The following is a 21,529-nucleotide window of genomic DNA, read 5'->3' on the forward strand; positions in this document are numbered from 1 at the left end:
CACAGCGGGCATTGGTCTCACCTTTCGCGAATCTCAGTGGACATTTCCGAAATTAGGCTTCCGTGATCTCGGCGGTCAACGCGTCCAAGGCCGAAGGGATGAACGGGGATCGGCGTCGTCAAAGAATCTGTTCCTGCGGGCTTCTCGCCGGTTGCGTACTCCAGGCCCGTTGTTCGGTCTCACGGACTTGCTCCTCGGCGGTCTGCTCCAGCCTTTTCATGGCGAACCGCAGGATCGGCGGTGCCATCAGCGGTGTGACGATGGCGATGAGGATGACGATCGTGTAGATCTCCACGCCGAGAATGCCCAGCCGCAGCCCGACCGTGGCCACCATGATCCCGATGACTCCGCGCGCGTTCAATCCGGCGCCGAGCGCCAGCCCTTCCCATTTGTTCAGACGGCTGAGCCGCGCACCGGCGTACACGCCGGCGAACTTGCCGATGATGGCCAATGCGAGCACCGCGAGCCCGGTGAGCAGGACGTCCGGGCGGATCAGCGCGGTGAGGTCCATCCGCAACCCGGCCGTGGCGAAGAAGAGCGGCGCGAACACCGACAGGACGACGGTACGCAGGGGAGCGAGCCGGGCCGGGTCCACCTTGCCCGCCGTACCGATGAGGATCCCGCAGACGAAAGCCCCGAAAAGGGCCTCCAGGCCGAGGGCGTGCGTTCCGGCCGAGGCGAGGAGAAGCAGTGCGACGACGGCGCCGACCGTGGTCCAGTCACCGTCGGACTTGCCGGCGAGGTGCAGTACACCCCGCACCAACGGCCTGCCGAGGGTAAGTGCGAACACCAAGATGGCGACCAGGTAGGCGAGGGAGAGCAGCACGGTGCCCGCGCTCACGGCCTGGATCGCCATCGCGCTGACGACGGACAGCATCAGCCAGCCGAACACGTCGTCGATCATTCCCGCCGCGAGCGTGAGCTGTCCGACGTTGCGGTGCAACAGGTTCATGTCGATGAGGGTCTTGGCGATGACGGGGATGGCGCTGACGCACAGCGCCACGCCGAGGAACAGCGCGAAGACGGTGAGGTCGGTCCCCTCGGGAATCAGTGCCTTCGGCAGGACGAATCCCGCGCCGATGCCCAGGCCGAGAGGGATGATCAAGCCGCCGAAGCCGACTCCGGCGGCGGCACCGAAGCGCCGCCGGACCATGCCCATGTCCATCTGCATGCCGGTGAGACCGACCAGCAGCAGGACACCGATCTGGCCGACGGCGTCGAGAAGGTGGTACTGCTCGGCGACGGCCGGGAACAGCCGTCCGTGCAGTCCCGGTGCGGCCCACGCCAGCAGCGAAGGACCGAGGATCACCCCGACGAACAGTTCGCCGACGACAGCCGGCATCCCGAACCTTGTGGCCAGCCGCCCGAAAACGAGGGCCAGCAGGAGCAGGAGGCCGACCTGGAGCAAGAAGATCAGGAGACTGTGTGCGGCGATCGGCGCGATCGGCGCGGGAAGCGAGAGAAGCACCTTACTCCTTCAGGAAAGATTCACCGCGGAGACGCACTGCGGAGGGTCCACACGAGCACCGGCGACGTGGCCTTCGCCGACGGGAAGCCGGCCGGATCTTCAGCCGCTTCCAGCGACCTTCGTGCGCAACCGCCGGGCCGCGCTCACCGAGTCGCAGCCCGCCAGGCCCAACACGTTCCGGAGTTCGACGGCGAGCAGGTCGAGCACCTGCCGCGCGCCTTCCTGGCCGTCCGCGGCCAGCCCCCACATGAAGGGCCGTCCGACCAGTACGCCCGAGGCGCCCAGCGCCGCCGCCTTGAGAATGTCGCCGCCGGTCCGGATTCCGCCGTCCAGCAACACTTCGCAGCCGCCGGCGACCGCGTCCACGATCTCCTGCAGCATCTCGATCCCCGGTACGGCGCCGTCCAACTGACGGCCTCCGTGGTTGGACACCACGATTCCGGCGGCGCCCGCGTCAACGGCGCGTGTGGCGTCCTCGACCGCGAGGATTCCCTTGAGCACCACCGGAAGGTCCGTATGCCTGCGCACCGCCTCGACGGATTCCCAAGTGGCCGGGGCGAATTCGCGTGCGGTGTGGTCGGCGACGGCCGAAAGTCCTTCGGTACGCCGGTGCGCGGCCGCCCCGGCGTCGAAGTTGGCCGCCGTCACCGTTTCCGGCAGCGCGAAGCCGTTCCGCATGTCCCGCAGCCGCCGCCCCATCCACGGCACGTCGACGGTGAACACGATCGCCTCGCAGCCGGCGTCCTCCGCACGGCGTACGAGCTCCAGTGATCGTTTCTCGTCACGCAGCCAGTACAGCTGGAACCACGGCCGCCCGCCGACGGCCGCGATCTCCTCCAGCGGGACACTGCTCAACGTGCAGATGGTGTACGGCACGCCCGCGTCCCGCGCCGCGCGTGCCGCCGCGAGCTCACCTTCGGGATGGAACAACCGCTGGTACGCGACCGGCGCGACCGCCACGGGAAGCGCGGTGCGCCTGCCGAGTACCTCGGCCTCGGTGGTACTGCCGGTCACTTCACGCAACATCCGGGGGATCACGAAGATCCGCTCGAACGCCGTGCGATTGGCCGCCAGCGATACCTCGGCGCCGCTGCCCCCGGCGAGAAAGTCCCAGATCTCGCCGGGGAGAACCGCCTTCGCGGCACGTTCGAGGTCGGCCAGGCAGAGGTGGGTCATCGCCGGGCGGGGCCGAGCTTGCTCTGCCCGGTGCGCTCCAGCTCGACGGCTTCGTACAGGGCCTTGATGTTGGAGCTGCCGAAGGTGCCGGCGCCCTGGCGCTCGATGATCTCGAAGAAGATCGTCTTACGCGGATGCGTGGAAGCGGTGAAGATCTGGAACAGCTGGCCGCCGTGGTCCTCGTCGGCGAGCAGCTTCGTCTCGCGCAGATCGTCCAGCGAGTGCGTCTCCAGTTCGATCCGCCCGCCGAGCATGTCGTAGTAGGCGTCCGGCGTCTTCAGGAACTCGACGCCGCGCGAGGAAAGCTCCTTGACCGCGGTGACCGCGTCCGGACTGGTGAAGGCGATGTGCTGGACGCCCGAACCGTGGTGCTCCTTGATGAAGTCGTCGATCTGGCCGGGGTCGGCGGTCTTGTCGGGCTCGATCAGCGTGAGGGTGACCGCCCCCGACAGGCTCTGCACGACGGTGGAGTTCATCGCCTGGGCACCGACCACGATGTGCTCTTCGAAGATCTGCTTGAACCCGAGGGCACGCTCGTAGAACGCCACCGTGGGGCCGAGATCGCCCGCGTTCAGGCAGACCGCGAAGTGGTCGATCTCCCCCAGCTCCACGCCACCCTTGCCGCGGACGGCTTCCTCGGTGACGTCGCTCTCGATCAGGGTGTGCACGACGTCGCCGAAACCGCTGACGGTGGCGGTGACGACCGAGTCACCGCGCTTCTCCGGCTCGCGGATGGGTTCCGCACCGCCCTTCACCGCGGCCTCGAAGGCGGCGGCCACGTCGGGAGTACGCAACGCGATGTCGGCCACCCCTTCGCCGTGGGTCTGCAAGTACGTGGCCCCCGGGTGCCGGTCCGAGAGCGGCTCGGTGAGGACGAGCGTGATCGCGGAGTGCCGCAACGTCACACTACGGTGGTCCTCCGACCGGTCGGTGGTGACGACGGAGAAGTCGTACCGGTCCTTCCAGCCGGTCGCGGCCGCGTCGAGGTCGGCCACGTACATTTCCACATGGTCGATCTCGAAATTCTGCGTGCTTTCCTGAGCAGACAAGACATTCCTCCGTGGAATAGATGTGATCCTCAAGCACAGGATGACGTGAAGCCATTTCCGCATCAACGTTGTCCGCTTGACACTTCCGTCCACATCGGACGGACGGGGTCAGCGGCCGGTGAACCGCACCGGGAGTTCCCGGTACCCCTGCACGACGACCGCGCGCAGCCACGCCGGCTCCTTCACCAGCTCCACCCTCGAAACCCGCTCGGCCACTTCCCGCAGCACGACCGCCAGCTCGATCCGCGCGAGCGCGGAGCCGAGACAGTGGTGCATGCCGTGCCCGAAGGCGATGTGCCGGTTGGGTTTCCGCCCCGGCCGGAACGTGTCGGGATCGTCGAAGACGGCGGGATCCCGGTTCGCGGCGGGCAACCACGCGACCACCGGCGTGCCCGCTTCCAGGTCGTGGCCGTTGATCGTGACCTCACCGGTCGTCACCCGCAGCACGTGCATCGCGGGCGAGGTCCAGCGCAGCACTTCGTCCACGACGGTGTCGACGTCCGCGCTCCCGTCACGCACCTGGTCCAGCAGCCCTGGCACCGTGGCGAAGGCGTGCACCGCGCCGGTGATCGCATGGCGCGTGGTCTCGTTCCCACCGATCAACACGTTGTCGCAGTTGAGCAACACGTCGTCGATCGAAAGTTCGTCGTCGGAAAGGAGGGTGCTGACTAGGTCTTCGCCGGGGCTCGCGCGGCGCGCGGTGATCAGCTCGTCGAAGTAGACGAGGATCTCGGTATGCGCCTGGCGCGGCGTCATCCCGTCGAACAGTTCGTCCTCGCCGCCGAACGCGTGATTGGTCAGGTCGATGAGCATGCCCTGGTCCTCGGCGGGCACACCGAGGATTTCGCAGACGACCGCGGCCGGGATCCGCGGGCCGATCGCGGCGGCGACGTCGCACACCTCGCCCTCGAGCACTTGGTCGAGTACGCCGCGCACCTCGGCACGCACCCGCTCCGAGAGCTTCCGTGCGGACGCCCTCGAAAGCAGTGGCCCGACCAGTTTGCGCAGTTTCCGGTGCTGATCCTGTTCGGACACCACCATCATCTGACCACCCGAGTTGTCGGGATGGTCGCGGTCGAAGCCGATCATCATCCCGTATTCGGAGGTGAACGGGGCGGACGGGCCGAGGACCGCGGCGCACGCCTGATGCGAGAACACCGACCAGAAGCCGCCGGGTGAGCTGCCCGGCTCGCTCCACACCATCGCGTCTTCCGCCGCGTACGCCCGCCACCGGTCGTGCCGGTCCAAAGTCGTGTACAGGTCGGGATTGCCGAGGTCGACGGCTGCCGTCGTCTGCATGAGTGGTCTCCAGGTCAGGTGTGGGCGCCGTCGAGCACCTTGGCGAGCCGTGCCACTGTCGGCGCGTCGAAGAACGCCTGCACCCTCAGCCGGATCTTCAACCGTTCCCGGATCCGGCTCACGAGCCGGGTCGCGAGCAGCGAGTGACCGCCGATTTCGAAGAAGCTGTCTTCCACACCGACACTGCTGACGCCGAGCACTTCGGCGAACAGTTCGGCAAGGATGATTTCCGTTGGCGTGAGCGGTTCCCGGCCTGCCGCGCGGCCCGCATGCTCCTCTTCGGGAGTGGGCAGGGCGACCCGGTCGATCTTGCCGTTCGGCGAGACCGGCAGGCTCGGCAGACCGACGACCACGTCGGGCACCAGATATCCGGGCAGTTGCTCACGAAGCGGCGGCAAGAGCCGATCGGCGGGCACGCGCGTGCCGCCGGTGCCGACGACATAGGCGACGAGCCTGTTCTCGTGTTCGGTCACCACCGCCTGGGCCACGCCGTCCACCGCCAGCAGGGCGGCTTCGACCTCGCCCGGCTCGATCCGGTGACCGCGCACCTTCAGCTGGTCGTCGACCCGGCCGACGAAGACGTACTGGCCGTCCGAACGCGCCCGCACCCGGTCCCCGGTGCGGTACATGCGCGCACCCGGGCCGCCGAAAGGATCCGGCAGGAAGCGCTCCGCGGTCGCGGCCGCTCTTCGGAGGTAACCGCGGGCGAGGCCGGGGCCCACCGTGTACAGCTCGCCGACGTCCCCGGCCTCGACGGGCTTCAGCCTGTCGTCCAGGACGTAGGTACGGACACCGGTGATCGGCCTGCCGATCGGCGGCGTCTCCTCACCGGTCAGGGGTTCGCTCGCGGTCACCGCGACGGTGGCCTCCGTCGGGCCGTACGCGTTGATCATCACGCGGTCCACGGCCCAGCGTTTCGCGACCGGAGCCGGGCAGGCCTCGCCGGCGACCAGGAGGGTCAGCCCGGCGGGCAGGCCGCCCGTCTCCTCCAGCGGCGCCAGCGCGGACGGCGGCAATGTGACATGGGTGATGCGCTGGTCCCGCACCAGCCTGCCGAGCGGCTCGCCGGGCACCAGATCCGGCGCGGAAGCCAGCACGAGACAGCCACCGGCCTGCCAGATCGGCCAGAACTCGGCGACCGCGGCGTCGAAACTGGGGGACGCGAAGGCCAGCAACCTGCTCTCCGGCCCCAGTTTCTGACGGCGCACGTAGTCGTCGGCGAGGTTCGGGATGCCGCGATGCGTGACCAGCACGCCCTTCGGCCGTCCCGTCGAGCCCGAGGTGTAGATGACGTACGCGGGATGGTCCGGGTGCAGCGGGCCGTTCCGGTCCTCGTCGGCGAGATTCGGCTCGACGCGGCCCGGCTCCCGTTCCACGCTCAGCACGACAGGAGCGCCGGCCACGTCCTGACCCGGCAGGGACAACAGGCAGTGCGCCGACGTGTCGTCCAGCATCTGCCGCTTGCGCTCTTCCGGATAGTCCGGATCGACCGGCACGTACGCGGCGCCTGCCTTGTGCACGGCCAAAACCGCGATGACGAACTCGATCGACCTCGGCATCGCCAGCGCGACGAGCCGCTCCGGGCCGATGCCGTGCGCCACGAGCCGCCGGGCGAGCCGGTTGGCCTCACCGTTCAACTCCGCGTAGGTGAGCGTGGTGGTGTCCATGGCCACCGCCGGACGATCCGGCAGCACGGCTGCGGTCGCCTCGAACAGGGCCGGTGTCGTGGCCGCCGAAAGGACGGTCATGCGGTCTCTCCCAGTGTCTCGCGCGATTCGGTGCGGAGGAACCGGATCAGCTCGCGGTTCACCGCTTCCGGGTTCTCGAGGTAGCCGAAATGCCCGCACTCGGGAATCGTGCGGTAAGTCGCGCCGGGGATCGCCGAGGCCAGTTCGAGCCCGGCGGCCGGTGGCGCCACGAGGTCGTGCTCGAACGAGACGACGTGGCAGGGCACCTTGATCGCACGGTAGGCGTCGAGGCGGTCCGGCAGCGCGCTCAGCAACAACTGCGCCCGGATACCCGGACCACCCCACGACCCCGACGCCGCGAACAGGTCGAGCCAGTCTCCGGCGAGATCGTCGTCGGCGAGCGTCGCGGGCCCGAGGTTGTGCATCGCGCGGACGGCGGCGAGGAACCCCGGCGGCAACTCGATGTCCTGTTCGATCAGCTTCGCCTCACCCTCGGCGAGCTCCCGCTGGACGAGGCTGCTCTTGCCACAGGCCGCCATCAGCACGACCGAATGCAGCAGTTCCGGATGGGCGAGCGCGACCTCTTGCGCGATGTACGAACCCATCGACGTCCCGATCACGCGGCACGGCACCGCGTCGAGAAAGTCGATGAGGGCGGCCACATCCGAGACGAGATCTTCGATGGTGAAGCCGTCCGTGCCGTCGTCGCTCGGCGGAATCCCGCGATTGTCCATGGTGATCACGCGAAAACCGGCGGCACGTAACGCGGGTACCTGATGCAGGTCCCACACCGAACTCGGCGCCCCGGTGCCGGTCAGCAGAAGAACGGGCGGGCCGTCACCACAGTCGTTGTAGGACAACCGGATCCCGTTCTCGGTTGTCATCAGCATGATGCTCCTCCGGAAAAAAGGGCTTTGGCGCGGATTCGACCGTACCTGCACAGATCGAGTGTCTGGAGGATTCGGTGCTGGACAGCCTGAACATTCCCGGCGTCCACGGACTTTTCTTGACACCTCAACGGCGTATGGAAATCCTAGTATTCATGGATTCAAACGGTCTGTCCACTCACTTGAACGTGGAAACGCTGCACGGATCGCTCACCGATCCGGCCATCTCGTCGATGAATCTGCTCAACGAGCTGATCGACGAATACCCTGTGGCCATTTCCATGGCGGCAGGCAGGCCGTACGAAGAGTTCTTCGACATCCGGCTCATTCACGAGTACATCGACGCCTATTGTGATCATCTCCGGCGCGACCGGAAAATGGCGGAGGCCGTGGTCACCCGCACGCTCTTCCAATACGGCACCACCAAGGGCGTCATCGCCGATCTCATCGCGCGGAACCTCGCCGAGGACGAGAACATCGACGCCGCCCCCGAATCCGTCGTCGTCACGGTGGGCGCGCAGGAGGCCATGTTCCTCGTCCTCCGCACACTGCGGGCGGGCGACCGGGACGTCCTGCTCGCCCCCGCCCCCACCTACGTCGGCCTGACCGGGGCGGCGCTGCTCACCGACACCCCCGTGTGGCCGGTCCGCTCCACCGAAAACGGCATCGACCCGGAAGACCTCGTCCTCCAGCTGAAGCGCGCCGACGAGCAGGGCAAGCGGGTGCGAGCCTGTTACGTGACCCCGAACTTCGCCAATCCCACCGGCACCAGCATGGATCTGCCGTCGCGCCGCCGTCTCCTCGATGTCGCCGAAACGCACGGAATCCTGCTCCTCGAAGACAACGCGTACGGCCTGTTCGGCTCCGAGCGGCTCCCCTCGCTGAAGTCGCTCGACCGGTCGGGATCCGTGGTCTATCTCGGCTCCTTCGCCAAGACCGGTATGCCCGGCGCCCGGGTCGGCTTCGCGGTGGCGGACCAGCGGATGGCCGACGGCGGCCTGTTCGCCGACCAGCTCTCGAAGCTCAAGGGCATGCTCACGGTGAACACCTCCCCCATCGCGCAGGCCGTGATCGCCGGCAAACTCCTGCTCAACGACTTCAGCCTCACCAAGGCCAACGCGCGGGAAATCGCCATCTACCAACGCAATCTCCAGCTCACCCTGAGCACGCTCCACCGCGAACTCGGCTCGTGCGCCGACGTCAGCTGGAACACCCCGACGGGCGGGTTCTTCGTCACCGTCACGGTGCCGTTCGTCGTCGACGACGAATTGCTGGAAATCGCCGCCCGTGACCACGGCGTGCTGTTCACCCCGATGCATCATTTCTACGGCGGAAAGGGCGGCTTCCATCAGCTCCGGCTGTCGATCAGCCTGCTCACGCCCGAATTGATCGAAGAGGGCGTCGCGCGGCTCGCGGCGCTGATCACGCCGCGGCTTCCCTGAGCGGAATCGTGTTGCGTGCCCGATGCGGCATTGAGGCAACTGGCCTAGCGCACTCTTGACCATCCACAAGGGACACAAGTCGGACAACAGTGCCCCGTTATGGGTACTTTGCGTGGCGGTCGTGAGTGGTAATGAGCGTTATTGAGCCGTACGGCAAAGGTGTCGGGTGGCGGGGATTCGCTCGCGGCCGTAGGCGACCGTGTCGCGAAAGCCACTTTCGCGACCCCAGGCGTCGCGAAAGTGGCTTTCGCGACGCATCTCGACCATGGGTCTCAGCGACAGCACCGGCGTAGCGAAAGCCCCTCCTCGCTACCGCACCCTGCACCCGACGTTGCGAAAGTGGCTTCGCGACCACGCCACCTTTGCCTTACCCCTCGATAGCTCCTCAGTGCAGGTAGCGCTCGAGGAAGGCCCGCTCGGAAACGCTGAAGCGCCGCGGCTTGGCGGTGTCCTGGTCGACTGCCGCGATCGTCGAACGGGCCTCGATGTGCACCCCTTCGTCCGAGCGGATCTCCGCGGCCAGTTCGCAACTGGCCCAGCTGACCTTGGTCACCCACGACTCGATCCGCACCGAACGCCGCCCGAACCCGAGCGGCCTGCGGTAGTCGACCTCGTGCCGGACGATCACCATCCCCACCGACGGCAACCCGCCGCGGTCCTCCCGCAGGGTGCCGGCGTAATCGAGGTAGAGGGCGATCCTCGCGTCTTCCAGGTACTCGACGAAACGGGCGTTGTTGACGTGGCCGTGGGCGTCGATGTCCGCGAAGCGGATCTGGCGGTCATAAGTGTGCCGCCTGGAAGTCTCCCGCACCTCGATCGGACGGCCTGCGGCCGCGAGCTGGGTGACGGCCTCGGTCATCAGGTACCCCCCGGATGGTCGTGACGGTCCGGCGACTTGGTTCACCGGATCCGCTCTGTGGTGAGAAGGTGTCGCCGCACGCACCGAGAGGGAGGATCCGGCACCTGCGCGCCCGGATCCTCCCTCTCGGATCGCTCACCTCACGCGGAACCTGACGCCGGTCCGGCGTTGGCGTCGAAGGAGCTGCCGGCGTAGTTCGGATGGATGACGGAGGCGGCATACGTGACGGGTGCGGCCAGCATGGCCGTGACGCCGACGACGAGCCCTGCCTTGACCAGGGCCGCGGGGGCGTTTTCGCGCACCCTCGCCAGAATCAGCAGGGCGAGAGCGACCGTGCCGAGCACGAGCGTGCCCCATTTCGCCCACGGCAGGAAGTTCGGATAGTGGGACCACAACCAGGCACCCCAGGCCAGTTCGGCCGCGATCGCGATCGGCAGTAGCCAGGCCTGCTTGCCGCCACGCTGGTATGCCCGCCAGAACATCACGATGCCAAGGGCGGAAAGGGCGGCGATCGCCGGCGCGAGTGAGGCCACGTACGCGGTGTGCGCGACGGCGCTCGCACTGAAGACCAAACCGAAAGTCGCCAGCCACACGCCCCACATCACCAGCCCGCCGCGCACCGGGTCGGTGCGTTCGGCCCGGCGCCACCACCGGAGCCCGCAGATCAGGGACAGCACGGTGAGCGGGAACAGCCAGGCGATCGCGACGCCGAGGTGACCGTCGAACAGCTTGGTCCAGCCCATCGGATCCGGTCTGCTCTCCACCTTGGACAGGTCCCCTCCCGGGGGCCCGCCCAGTTGCCCCGCACCGATCGGCGGCAGGCCGTGCGCCTTCGGGCCGACCTTCGGGCGACCGTTCGACCCGGGGCCCTCCTTGGCCTTCGGCCCGACCTTCGGCCCGTTCCTGCCGTTGGCGTCCGCGGCGCCCGGCAGGTCGATGCCCACGCGCCCGAGGCCGTTGTATCCGAACACCATGGCGACGGCGCTGTTGTTCGTGCTGCCGCTGACGTACGGCCGGGAACTGGCCGGGGTGAAGGTGTAAAGCGCGACCCACGAGAGCGACACCGCCAGCATCACCACTCCGGCGATCCCCAGATGCTTCAGCCGCAGGCGCCGTCCGATCGGCGCCGTCAGCAGGTAGCCGATCGCCAGCGCGGGCAGGATCATCCACGCCTGCATCATCTTCGCCTGAAAGCCCAGCCCGATCCAGACTCCCGCCCAGACCAGGGACCGAAGCCGCGCCTCGAGGACGGCCCGCTGATACGCGTCGACCGCGAGGACCAGGCACATGGTCAGCAGGCCGTCCTGCATGCTGTGCCCGAACATCGACGCGACGACCGGGGTGAACGCGAAGATACCCGCCGCGAGCAGGCCGGGGACCACGCCTGCCCACCGCCGCACGACCCGGTACATCACCAGCACCGAGATCACGCCCTCGATCACCTGCGGCAGCGCCAGCGACCAGGCGTGGTAGCCGAAGATCTTGGCCGAGATGGCCTGCGGTACGAAAGAACCCGCCAGCTTGTCGAGGGTGTACGTGGCCTCCGCGTCGACGGCGCCGAAGAAGAACGCCTTCCAGCTCCCCGACATGCTCTTGACGGCGTCCGCGTACAGCGGCGCGTAGTCGACGAACGGCAGGCTCGCCGCATAGAGCACCATCGCCGCGAAAGCTATGCCCAGCAACACCGGCCGGGCCCAACGCGGCTGATCGGACGGAGACCGCCAGACCGCCCAACGGTTCGCTCCGCCGCCGGGCCCGGGCTCCGGGGACCGCGACGGCAGATAGGTCAGTGTTGCGGACATTCCGATACCTCCGGCGTGATACGGCATCGCGGGGTGGCGAATCAGGGACTTCGGTCTCAGCCGAGAGTGGGAGAGGCGGTGGACTTGCCGACGGTCACGACCGGCCAGGTCGTTTCGCCGTATCCGTCATGGGGCGAAGCCTTCCGAGCATGCGTTTCGAGTCGCTCGAACAGATTCTTGTCCCGCCCGTTGAGCATCGACAGCTGGGACGGGTAGTACTCCACGGACTCGAACTTCCGTACCCGTGCCTCCGGTTCGACGGAGGTGAAATCGGGCGAACCGAGCTGGAAGCCTTGCGGCAATTCGACCGCGCCAGGCCGGAATACCGCGTAGGGGAGGTCTTCCCAAAGCCGGACGGGAACGTTCATCTCGGCCGCGGCGAGCAGTGCGGCGTCTCGCGCGGTCTCGTGATCGGGATGGCCACCGATGGCCGCGCACGTGACGAGCAGCGTGGGATCGCCTTCCTCGATGAGCGACTTGATGTCGTCCTTGATCTCGGCGACGAGATCGTGATCCCGCTCCGGCGCCTTCTCGTTGATCGCCAGCTTTTGCCCGCCTTCCACGTGATCCGCCAGCCAGCCGCCATCGGGCAGCTTGCGATAGATCGTGTCGAGGAACCGGCCATGCCGGTAGCCCACCTTCAGATGGCCGAGCGCGGCGATGTCCTCCTCCCGGCGATAGAGCGGCGCGTCGTCATCCGGCGAAAGACCCCAGATCGCGTGCATCCGCTCCGCCGCGGGAGAATAGGGAGGAGGCGCGGTACCGGCGAACACCGTGTAGACGGTCACCTTCGCGCCGTCTTGCGCCGCTTGGGTGAGACAGGCTCCGAAAGACAGGACCGCGTCGTCCAAATGAGGGGAAATCGCCAGTAACCGGGTCGCGCCGGCGTCGGGGAACATGGGGTTCAGTTTGGTGACGGACTCGCCACCCGACAACGGGGAACCCTGGACGGAAGACACCACGTCTTCACCTCTCTCGACCGTGAAACGGCCGTATAGGACGCTTTTACGGAAGCGGAAGATGACCGGCGTACTCGTACCAGTGCCGCCCGGCCTTCAAATGGGCGACCACCGCCCTTTCCAGGGAGGTGCGCTGGGGAAGTTCGTCCAGCGGCTCGCCGTTGTAATGGAACACGAATTCCAGGATCGCGTCGTCCCCAGGCTCGGGATCGCCGTCGATACGCGTCCACGCTCGCCTGAACCGGATGATGTGGGACTCCTCGGAGAGGTATTCCTCCAGCTGCGGATCGAGCAACCACGATGTGCCGGTCAGCACGTCGGCGCCGTGCTCGGGGAAATGCCGGTCGAAGAACGGGCGGGCGAGGCACAGCGAGTCGTAGAAGATGGTGCCTTTCAGCGGTCCGCCCGCTTCGGGGATGTGCAGACCGAGCTCGGGAGTGCCGTCACGACCGACGGCGAGGCTGAATTGGAGACGGCCGAGCTGGTAGACGATGCCGCTCAGGAAGTAGGCGGTCCACCATTGCGTGTTCATGCCGCCCTCGCCGTGCTTGCGGCGATAAGTGGCGACCGAATCCCCCAGTTGCGCCAAGGTCTCCCAGGTGACCTTCTCGGGGATTCCCCGGCTCTCGTGGAAGCCGCGCACCGCCGGAACGGTCGCGAGGAAGACGTACACATGGAAGTAACGCCCGGCGGCACCTGTCCAGGACGGCAGGTTCGGCGCACCCCGCCGCTTCACCCGGCAGTCGCCCATGTTCCGGATGATCGCGTGGTGGGTGCGTTCGAGCAGCCACCACAGGGCCGGGTCACGATCCGGCTCTGGAGTGGCCGCCACGATCTCCTCGACGTCGAGCTCCGGCACCCCCAACCGCCGCAGGAGCTCTCGTGCCTCGTCGCCCTGCGGCAGTCGTACCGGCTCGGGAGGCGAGCCGAGCTTCTCGAGGTCCGAGAGCCAGGCCACGCTCCTCTCGTCCTCCATCTTCAGCGCACTGCGTACGGTTTCGGCATCCATCGGCGACCGCCCTCGGTTTTGACGACTCGGTGTCAAGCGGAACAACGCAAAGGTGTCGGGGCGGAGATTCGCTCGCGGCCGTGGGGCGACCGTGTCGCGAAAGCCACTTTCGGGACACCAGGCGTCGCGAAAGTGGCTTTCGCGACCCGCCACCTTCGCCTTACCCCTCAATAAGCGGAAACAGCCGGCTTGTTCCGGCTGACCGCCTCGAACAACAGGTTCGCGGCCACGCTCGCCCCGTCGGTACGGACGGTGCCTCCCACGGCCGAAGCCCGCGCCCGGGTCTCCGGGCTCAAGGCCGTCGCGAGCGCGGCCGACAAGGAATCGAAGGTCGGGGCCGGACCGTCGTGTGCCACCCCGACGCCCAGCTCGGCCACCCGGCCCGCGTAATACGGCTGATCGGTCATCTGGGGCACCACGACCTGCGGGACACCCGCCCGGGTGGCCGCGGTCGTCGTACCCGCGCTGCCCGCGTGGACGACGGCGGCCACCCGGCCGAAGAGCACCTGATGGTTCACCTCGCCCACCGCCAGGCAATCCTCCTGGTCGTCGGGAAGAGCCAGGTCCGCCCACCCTCGGGACAAGACCACCCGATGCCCCTGCGCACGAACCACCTCGACCGCCAGCCTGGCGGCGTCGGCGGGTGCCGGCCCACTGCCGAAACCCACGTAGACAGGCGGCGGCCCGGCGCGCAGAAACGCCTCCAGCTCCGCCGGCAACGGCCTCGTATCGGGCAAGATCCACGCACCGGTCTGGACAGCCGCGAGATCCGTCGGCTGCAACGGAGCCAGCACCGCGTCCGCGGCGAGCCACGGGTGATCGGTGAACCCGTAATCGAAGATCTTCTCCACCGGCGCCAGCCCGATCGACGCCCGGCGGCTGTTGAGCGCGTCGCCGAACCGCCGGTAGGCGCTCTGGTTGTTCCTCTCCCAGAGCGCGCGGTTGTCGGTCACGTCCTGTGCGGGCGGTTCACCGAGCGGTGGCGGCGGCGGGTAATACGGCGACGGCAGGTAGATCGGGCAGTAAAACGCGTAGAAATAAGGGATCCCCAGTTTCTCGGCCACCGACCGCACCCCGACCGCGGCGGCCAGCACGCCGGACGCGACCACCGCGTCGCATCCCTCGGCGGCCGCCGGAACCTTGTCGAACTGCAGGGCGATCGCCTCGGCCGAGAGCCGGGGCCCGTCCGCGGGTGTCGGCCGCTTCTTCCCGTGCAGCATCGCTCGCGCCGACTGACCGACCGGTACCAGCGGCACGCCGACCTCGGCCAGCCGCTCCGCGGAGTCCGGCGGCGCGCACATCCGCACCTCGGCGCCGAGTGCGCGCAACCGCACCGCCAGCGCCACCAGCGGTTCGACATCTCCGCGGCTTCCGGACGTCGACAACAACACGCGCATGAGGTATTCCCCGATTCGTAGGTTCTGGTTCGCGGACCTGCTCGGTGCGGGCTACGCGGAAACGGCAGGCTTGTTCCGGCTGACCGCCTCGAACAACAGGTCCGCGGCCACCGACGTCCCGTCGACGCGGATCGTGCCTGCCACCGCCGAAGCCCGCGCCCGCGTCTCCTGGCTCAAGGCCGTCGCGAGCGCGGCCGACAAGGAATCGAAGGTCGGGGCCGGACCGTCGTGTGCCACCCCGACGCCCAGCTCGGCCACCCGGCCCGCGAAGTACGGCTGGTCGGCCTTCTGGGGCACCACGACCTGCGGGACACCCGCCCGGGTCGCCACGGTCGTCGTGCCCGCGCCGCCATGGTGCACGACGGCGGCCACCCGGCCGAACAGCGCCTGATGGTTCACTTCGCCCACCGCCAGGCAATCCCCCCGATCGTCGGGAAGAGCCAGTCCGGCCCAGCCCCTGGCGAGCACCACCCGGTACCCCTGCGCCCGGACCGCCTCGATGGCCACCGTGGCCACATCGGTGGGCGCGGGCCCGCTACCGAAGCTCACGTAAACCGGGGGCGGGCCGGCGTTCAGGAACGCTTCCAGCTCCACCGACAACGGCCGCTCGTCGGGCGAGATCCACGCGCCGGTCTGCACGGTGGCGACATCGGGCGGCGCCGGAGCCAGCACCGCGTCCGCGGCGAGCAGGGGTTCCTCGGTGAACCCGTAATCGAAGATCTTCTCCACCGGCGCCAGTCCGACCGACGCCCGGCGGCTGTTGAGCGGACCGCCGAACAGGTTGTAGGCGCCCTGATTACGCAGGTCCCGGTCCGTCGTCGGCAGATAGTTGGGGCAGTAGAAGGTGTAGAAGTAGGGAATACCCAGCTTTTCCGCCACCGACCGCACACCGACCGCGGCGGACACCAAACCGGTGGCGACCACCGCGTCACATCCCTCGGCGACCGCCGGGATCCGGTCGAACTGCTCGGCGATCGTCGCGTCCGCGAGCTCGGGCGCACCGGGCGCCGGCCCTCCCCCGCGGGCTCCTGCCCGCACCGGCGGGCCGATCCGGGTCAGCGGTATGCCGACCTCGGCCATCCGCTCCACGTAGTCCGGCGGCGCGCACATGCGCACCTCGGCACCGCGCTCACGCAGCCGCAACGCCAGTGCCACCAACGGTTCGACATCTCCGCGTGTTCCATTACCGGAAAACAACACACGCATTTCGTATCCTCTGTTCCGTGGGTCCTTTGTCACGCCGGGTGATAGGGCAGCCATCTCATTCCGTCGGGCGAGGTCACCAGGCCGCCGGGGAACAGCGGCAGCTCGGGTTCGGCGTCTTCACCGAGCACCACCCTCATCTGTTCCTGGCCCGCCTCCTGCATCACCTGCTTGACCACCTGCGACTTGTACAGCGGCACCATGCTGTCCTCGTCGCCACCGGCCATCTGGTCCACGGCCGCGGAGAACTCGGCGCTGCGCTCGACGATCCTGTCCGCCGGCGTCAACGCCGCCTCACCGGACGACACCCCACCGACCAGGTCCACGAACGACTCGATCTCGGTGTGCTGGTTGTTCGTGACCTTCTTCGCCTGCCAGAAGTACGAATCCTCGTTCACGTTCATCTGGTAGAACGAGGTGAGGAACTCGTAGAACACTCCGTACTCGCGCCGATAGCGTGCTTCGAACTCGGTCAAGGCGGTCTTCTCGTCGATGTCGCCGCCGAGCACACTGTTGATCGAGCGGGCCGCGAGCAGCCCGCTGTAAGTCGCCAGATGCACTCCGGAGGAGAACACGGGATCCACAAAGCACGCGGCATCACCGACGAGTATCATTCCAGGCCGCCAGAAAGACGTCTGATGGTACGAGTAATCCTTGCGAACCCGCAGCTCGCCATATTTACCGGACGTCACCCTGCGCGCGTCCGAAAGGTACTCCGAAATCAGCGGGCATTCGGCGATCAAGGCCTTGAGCGCCTTCTCCTGGTCGCCCTGGATCTTCTCCGCGTCCTCCCGGCGCACCACCGCGCCGACACTGGTCAGCGTGTCGCTCAGCGGAATGTACCAGAACCAGCCGCTGTCGAACGCGACACTCAGGATGTTCCCCGAATACGGGGCGGGGAGTCGTTTACCGCCCTCGAAATAGCCGAACAGCGCCAGGCTACGGAAGAACTCCGAATAATTACGCGTGCCGCCGACCTGGGAGTACAGGCGGCTCTTGTTGCCGGAGGCGTCGATCACGAAAGTCGCCGACACTTCACGCTGGTCACCATCGGGATCGGTATAGCGCAGACCGGTGACCCGCTCACCCTCTTCCAGCACACCGGTGACCGTGCATTCCTCCCGTACCACCACACCCTTGCGCCGCGCGTTGTTCAGCAGGATCTCGTCGAATCGAGCCCGCTCGACCTGATAGGCGAACGACGTCGGACCGGTGATCCGCGGGGAAACGGAGAAGTGGAAAGTCCACGGCTCCGGACGAGCGCCCCACCGGAAAGTACCGCCCCGCTTCACCGGAAAGCCCGCGGCCGCCAGTTCGTCCGTCACGCCGAGCATCCGGCAGATCCCGTGCACGGTGGACGGCAGCAACGATTCACCGATCTGGTACCGCGGAAAGACCTCCTTCTCCAGCAGCAACACCCGATGCCCCTGCATGGCCACCAGCGAAGCCACCGTCGAACCACCCGGCCCGCCTCCGGCCACCACCACATCGAACTCTTCGACCGACATCTCCCACCATTCCTCTGTCAAATAGCACTTCGCCGGGTGACTACCAGGTGACCGGCAACCGGTCCGGACAATCGATGAACGCGTTTCGCAGCTTCACTTCCTCGACCGGTACCGCCAGCGCGAGCCCGGGAAAACGTCGCCAGAGCGTCTGATAGGCCATGCGCAGCACCGTTCTCGCCACCGCGGCCCCAACGCAGTAATGGATGCCGTGCCCGAAGGCGACATCCGAGACCGAAGCGCGCTTCGCGTCGAGAACGTTGGGATTCGGCGTCAGCGCTTCATCCCGGTTGGCCATCAAGATCGAGCACAGAACATAATCCCCGGCCTTGATCAGCTTGCCGTCGACGACGACGTCACGGATGGCCATCCGTGGATTCGGCTGCTGCACGGGCGAGAGGTAACGCAGGAGTTCCGCGACCACGCGATCCACATTCTCGGGACCTTCGAAGATCAGGTCTTTCTGTCCGGGGTCGTCCAGCAGTGCGAGCACCCCGAAGCCGATCATCCCCGCAACGGTCTCGACACCACCGAGGAGCAGCGCCGTGCACAGGCCTTTCAGCTCCTCATCCGTGACGTTCTCGCCGTGCTCTCGGACGAGCATGCCGACGAACCCCTCGTCAGGGTCCTTCCGCTGCCGGGTGATGAGGCTGTCCAGATACCGGTTGAACGCCGCGCTGTCGGCCGCCCGCGCCTTGAATCCGCGGCTGATATCGACATTCCGCCTGATTCGCCGGATGAATTCGGCCCGGTCATCACGCGGAATGCCGAGCAGTTCGCACAGCACGCCGCCGCCGACCGGGTCGGCGAACAATCCCTGGAGGTCCGCGTGCGGTCCCTCGGCCTCCATCTCGTCGAGACGATCGTCGATGAGTTCCTGGATCGCGGGTTCCAGCCGCCGGATCCGCCGGACGGTGAACTCGGGTGTCAGCATCCGCCGCAGCCGCGTGTGTTCCGGCGGATCGTAGGTCGAGATCTGCCCGACGAATTGCGGCGCCATGGGGACTTCTTCGCCGTTGGTCGTCCGTTGTGCTTCCGCCTCGGTCAGCCGGGGCCGCGTGGTGAAGTTCTCGTGATCGCCGAGGATCTTCCGGACGACGTCGTAGCCGAGGGCCTGCCAAACGTAGCCCTTGCCGAGCTGGGTGGAGGCGTCCCCGAGTATCCGGACCAGCGATCCCTTCTCCCGCAACGCGAACATGTCCTCGTGCGGATCGCAGTGCGTCCTCATCATGTAGTTCGCCGTCGGCTCCACGGCCGGCGCGACCTCGTCGATTGCGTGCTCCATACCGAGTGGAAGCTCCTTCATTGACCAGGAATTGCGGTCCGTGCCGTTGCCGCGCCGCAATCTTCATCCGTGATCGGGCGGGACGTCCAGCGCCGCCATGGACGGGACGGCAGTGCTGCGTGATCAGCGCCGGAACTCGCGTGTTCGATCCCTCACCACTCGACCATCAGGCTCGTAAGCCCGTAAGCCGGGGTGGTCAGGCGGAACATGGTCTCGTTGGCGGGATCCGCCAGCCTGAGGTCGGGAAAACGCCGCCACAGCAAGGAGAAGACCGTACGCAGTTCGAGGCGGGCCAGCGAAGCGCCGATACAGTGGTGGATCCCGTGCCCGAAGGCCACATGCGGCGCGGGCTGCCGCGTGAGATCGAGCCGGTCCGGATCCGGTACCAGCGCCGGGTCGCGGTTCGCCATGGGGAGCGAGCAGAGAACGGTCTCGCCCTGCTTGATGACCTCGTCCCCGATGACGACGTCCTCCATGGCCGTCCGGGGTGTCGGGGCGTACGGCACCGTCAGGTAGCGGATCAACTCGTCGACCGCCCGTTCCGCCGACTGGTCGTCACCCCGCACCGCGGCGATCTGCTCAGGGTGCCGTAGCAGCGCCAGGACCCCCAGTCCGATCATGCCGGAGATGTTGTCGTCGCCGGCGAGCATCACCTGCACGCAAAAGCCTCTCAGCTCCTCATCGGTGGCATCGTCACCATGTTCGGCGACGACCGCTCCGATCAGCCCTTCGCCGGGCTCTTTCCGGTTCCTGGCGATCATCGCCAGCAGATAGCGGGAGAACGCCTCGCCGGCGGCCGCCCGCTTCCGTTGACTGCGCGTGGCGTCGAGATGCCCGTGGCACAGGCTCGTGAACATGGCGCGGTCATCCCGGGGAACGCCGATGAGCTCGCACAACACGGCTCCCGGCACCTCGTCGGCGACGAGTTCGATCACGTCGGCCGGCGATCCCGCGTCCTCCATGGCATCGAGCCGTTCCGACACGATCTGTTCGATGTACGGCTCCATGCGCCGCATCTTGCGCAGGGTGAACCCCGGGGTCAGCTTCTGCCGCAACCGGGTGTGTTCGGGAGGGTCGTAGTCCATCAGGTTGCCGACCAGTTCCTTCGGCCGGAAGATGCCCTCCCCGCCGGCCACGTCCCGCTGATGCCAGCGGCGCCGCGTGCTGAACCGCTTGTGGTCACCCAAAACCTGGCGCACGACCGCGTGGCCCGCGGCCATCCAGGTGGTCTCGGCGTCCGCCCCGGTTCCCACCGTGACCCTCGACAGCGGACCGGCGGCGCGCAGTTCTCCCGCCGGATCGAGATCCTGCCTGCGAATGTGGATCGGGCGCGTGTCGTCACCACTCAAGGGGGAGCTCCTCGAGGTTGAACGGCGCGGGCTTGCCGGGGACGAACCGCAGTTCCTCCTCCGGGACCGCGAGCCGCAGCGCCGGGAACCGGCGCGCCAGTAGCGGCAGCGCGACCCGCAGCTCGAGCCTGGCCAGCGGAGCGCCGACACAGTGGTGGATGCCGTGGCCGAAGGCGAGATGACCCGGGCTGTTCTCCCGGGTGATGTCGAACTTGTCCCCGAGCGCGCGGTTGACCGCCAGCATCGAGCAGGTCAGCACGTCACCGGCGCGGATCTCGTACCCGGCGATGTTCAAGTCGACGAGCGCCGTCCGGGGAGAAGGGGCCTCGACGATCGTCGGGTACCGTAGGACTTCTTCGGTCGCGCTGTCCACCAGCTCCGGACGTTCGCGCAGCAGCGACAGCTGGGCGGGGTTCGTCGCGAACAGCAGCACCGCGACCGCCAGCTGGGCGGCCATCTGCTCGACGGCCACGATCAGGATCGCCTCGGCGAGCCCGGACAGTTCCTCGTCGCTGACCTTGTCCCCGTGCTCACGTGCGATGAATCCGATCAGCTCGTCGCCGGGATCGCGGCGTTCGCGGGCCGCGAGCTTTTCGCAGTAGTTGACGACACCGAGGCTCGACTGAACCCGCTGCTTGGGGATCCGGCTCTCCCGGCTGTCCCGGATCATCCGCGACAGATCGGCCTGATCGTCGCGCGGGACACCGAGGAACTCGCAAGCGATGAGCGCCGGGATGGGCCAGCCCGCGTAGCGGACGAAGTCGATCGGCGAGCCCATGCTCTCCAGATCGTCAAGGCCCTCTTCGATGATCTCTTCGACCCGCGGCCGCAACCGCTCGATCCGCCGGACGCTGAACGCCGGGGCCACCGTCCCGCGCAGACGGGTGTGGTCGGGCGGATCGTAGGCCTGCAGGATCCCCGGCAGATGGGCCCGCTCCGCCTCGTCGTCGACCGGTCGCATCGAACTGAACCGGGTGGCGTCGGCGAGGATCTCGCGCACTTCGTCGTATCCGGTGACCAGCCATTGCCGTCGGCCGTCCAGCCCCGCCTCGGTGTCGTACTCGTGCAGCGGGCCCTTCTGTCGCAACGCGCAGAGCTCCGGCGCCGGATCGAGCCGGATCCGCTGATGCGGTAAGGGAACTACCATGACTC

At 67.6% G+C, this 21,529-nt stretch carries 17 protein-coding genes; 1 reads left to right on the plus strand and 16 read right to left on the minus strand.

Translation table 11 applies throughout. The features are described 5' to 3' along the window. Positions 1-118: 118 nt before the first annotated feature. The 6 genes from ACLJO0_RS32700 to ACLJO0_RS32725 all read right to left on the minus strand — a co-directional run bounded on the left by ACLJO0_RS32700 (position 119) and on the right by ACLJO0_RS32725 (position 7,570). A complete protein-coding gene (locus tag ACLJO0_RS32700) occupies positions 119-1,468 on the minus strand; it encodes a cation:proton antiporter (RefSeq protein ID WP_410582806.1) in 1,350 nt (449 codons plus the stop codon). 99 nt (positions 1,469-1,567) lie between these two features. Then, positions 1,568-2,644: an alpha-hydroxy acid oxidase gene (locus ACLJO0_RS32705; RefSeq protein WP_410582807.1), complete on the minus strand. Its 1,077-nt coding sequence runs from the start codon at positions 2,642-2,644 to the stop codon at positions 1,568-1,570. Then, positions 2,641-3,693, minus strand: coding sequence for a 4-hydroxyphenylpyruvate dioxygenase (gene hppD, locus ACLJO0_RS32710; RefSeq protein ID WP_410582808.1), 1,053 nt, complete (start codon positions 3,691-3,693; stop codon positions 2,641-2,643). Before hppD ends, ACLJO0_RS32705 begins: the two co-directional genes overlap by 4 nt. Positions 3,694-3,801: 108 nt before the next feature. Continuing rightward, entirely contained in the window at positions 3,802-4,992 is a 1,191-nt protein-coding gene (locus tag ACLJO0_RS32715; RefSeq protein WP_410582810.1) for a cytochrome P450, read from the minus strand. 14 nt (positions 4,993-5,006) lie between these two features. Beyond that, entirely contained in the window at positions 5,007-6,740 is a 1,734-nt protein-coding gene (locus ACLJO0_RS32720; RefSeq protein ID WP_410582811.1) for an amino acid adenylation domain-containing protein, read from the minus strand. Next, positions 6,737-7,570 carry an alpha/beta fold hydrolase gene (locus tag ACLJO0_RS32725; RefSeq protein ID WP_410582812.1) on the minus strand — a complete coding sequence of 278 codons (834 nt, stop codon included), beginning with the start codon at positions 7,568-7,570 and terminating at the stop codon, positions 6,737-6,739. Before ACLJO0_RS32725 ends, ACLJO0_RS32720 begins: the two co-directional genes overlap by 4 nt. 152 nt (positions 7,571-7,722) lie before the next feature. Here ACLJO0_RS32725 and ACLJO0_RS32730 point away from each other — a divergent pair, with 152 nt between their 5' ends. Next, positions 7,723-9,009 (plus strand): PLP-dependent aminotransferase family protein, encoded by a 1,287-nt coding sequence (locus ACLJO0_RS32730; protein ID WP_410582813.1) that lies wholly within the window; start codon positions 7,723-7,725, stop codon positions 9,007-9,009. A 385-nt stretch (positions 9,010-9,394) separates the two neighbouring features. Here the strand turns inward: ACLJO0_RS32730 and ACLJO0_RS32735 are convergent, their stop codons facing one another. From ACLJO0_RS32735 to ACLJO0_RS32780, 10 genes are all read right to left on the minus strand, one after another. Then, positions 9,395-9,868 (minus strand): acyl-CoA thioesterase, encoded by a 474-nt coding sequence (locus tag ACLJO0_RS32735; protein WP_410582814.1) that lies wholly within the window; start codon positions 9,866-9,868, stop codon positions 9,395-9,397. A 140-nt stretch (positions 9,869-10,008) separates the two neighbouring features. Next, positions 10,009-11,670, minus strand: coding sequence for an ArnT family glycosyltransferase (locus tag ACLJO0_RS32740; RefSeq protein ID WP_410582815.1), 1,662 nt, complete (start codon positions 11,668-11,670; stop codon positions 10,009-10,011). A 56-nt stretch (positions 11,671-11,726) separates the two neighbouring features. Next, the gene (locus ACLJO0_RS32745) at positions 11,727-12,632 is read right to left on the minus strand and encodes a PIG-L deacetylase family protein (RefSeq protein ID WP_410582817.1); all 906 of its coding nucleotides are present in this window, start codon (positions 12,630-12,632) and stop codon (positions 11,727-11,729) included. A 43-nt stretch (positions 12,633-12,675) separates the two neighbouring features. Further along, the gene (locus ACLJO0_RS32750; RefSeq protein ID WP_410582818.1) at positions 12,676-13,638 is read right to left on the minus strand and encodes an acyltransferase domain-containing protein; all 963 of its coding nucleotides are present in this window, start codon (positions 13,636-13,638) and stop codon (positions 12,676-12,678) included. A 167-nt stretch (positions 13,639-13,805) separates the two neighbouring features. Further along, entirely contained in the window at positions 13,806-15,035 is a 1,230-nt protein-coding gene (locus tag ACLJO0_RS32755; protein WP_410582820.1) for a glycosyltransferase, read from the minus strand. Positions 15,036-15,086: 51 nt separating this feature from the next. After that, a complete protein-coding gene (locus ACLJO0_RS32760) occupies positions 15,087-16,241 on the minus strand; it encodes a glycosyltransferase (protein WP_410582822.1) in 1,155 nt (384 codons plus the stop codon). 29 nt (positions 16,242-16,270) lie between these two features. Beyond that, positions 16,271-17,746: a tryptophan halogenase family protein gene (locus tag ACLJO0_RS32765; protein ID WP_410582823.1), complete on the minus strand. Its 1,476-nt coding sequence runs from the start codon at positions 17,744-17,746 to the stop codon at positions 16,271-16,273. A 40-nt stretch (positions 17,747-17,786) separates the two neighbouring features. Then, positions 17,787-19,028, minus strand: a complete 1,242-nt coding sequence (locus ACLJO0_RS32770) for a cytochrome P450 (protein ID WP_410582824.1) — start codon at positions 19,026-19,028, stop codon at positions 17,787-17,789. A gap of 152 nt (positions 19,029-19,180) precedes the next feature. Beyond that, positions 19,181-20,377, minus strand: a complete 1,197-nt coding sequence (locus ACLJO0_RS32775; protein WP_410582825.1) for a cytochrome P450 — start codon at positions 20,375-20,377, stop codon at positions 19,181-19,183. Beyond that, entirely contained in the window at positions 20,367-21,524 is a 1,158-nt protein-coding gene (locus ACLJO0_RS32780) for a cytochrome P450 (RefSeq protein WP_410582826.1), read from the minus strand. The genes ACLJO0_RS32775 and ACLJO0_RS32780 overlap by 11 nt, the downstream gene beginning before the upstream one ends. Positions 21,525-21,529 lie beyond the last annotated feature (5 nt).

Source organism: Amycolatopsis sp. lyj-108 (assembly GCF_046549005.1).
GTDB lineage: Bacteria > Actinomycetota > Actinomycetes > Mycobacteriales > Pseudonocardiaceae > Amycolatopsis.

Coding starts and splice junctions, on each gene's coding strand:
- ACLJO0_RS32705 (WP_410582807.1), bottom strand. CDS start 2,644: ATGACCCACCTCTGCCTGGCCGACCTCGAACGTGCCGCGAAGGCGGTT.
- ACLJO0_RS32715 (WP_410582810.1), bottom strand. CDS start 4,992: ATGCAGACGACGGCAGCCGTCGACCTCGGCAATCCCGACCTGTACACG.
- ACLJO0_RS32720 (WP_410582811.1), bottom strand. CDS start 6,740: ATGACCGTCCTTTCGGCGGCCACGACACCGGCCCTGTTCGAGGCGACC.
- ACLJO0_RS32725 (WP_410582812.1), bottom strand. CDS start 7,570: ATGCTGATGACAACCGAGAACGGGATCCGGTTGTCCTACAACGACTGT.
- ACLJO0_RS32730 (WP_410582813.1), top strand. CDS start 7,723: ATGGATTCAAACGGTCTGTCCACTCACTTGAACGTGGAAACGCTGCAC.
- ACLJO0_RS32735 (WP_410582814.1), bottom strand. CDS start 9,868: ATGACCGAGGCCGTCACCCAGCTCGCGGCCGCAGGCCGTCCGATCGAG.
- ACLJO0_RS32740 (WP_410582815.1), bottom strand. CDS start 11,670: ATGTCCGCAACACTGACCTATCTGCCGTCGCGGTCCCCGGAGCCCGGG.
- ACLJO0_RS32750 (WP_410582818.1), bottom strand. CDS start 13,638: ATGGATGCCGAAACCGTACGCAGTGCGCTGAAGATGGAGGACGAGAGG.
- ACLJO0_RS32755 (WP_410582820.1), bottom strand. CDS start 15,035: ATGCGCGTGTTGTTGTCGACGTCCGGAAGCCGCGGAGATGTCGAACCG.
- ACLJO0_RS32760 (WP_410582822.1), bottom strand. CDS start 16,241: ATGCGTGTGTTGTTTTCCGGTAATGGAACACGCGGAGATGTCGAACCG.
- ACLJO0_RS32765 (WP_410582823.1), bottom strand. CDS start 17,746: ATGTCGGTCGAAGAGTTCGATGTGGTGGTGGCCGGAGGCGGGCCGGGT.
- ACLJO0_RS32770 (WP_410582824.1), bottom strand. CDS start 19,028: ATGGAGCACGCAATCGACGAGGTCGCGCCGGCCGTGGAGCCGACGGCG.
- ACLJO0_RS32780 (WP_410582826.1), bottom strand. CDS start 21,524: ATGGTAGTTCCCTTACCGCATCAGCGGATCCGGCTCGATCCGGCGCCG.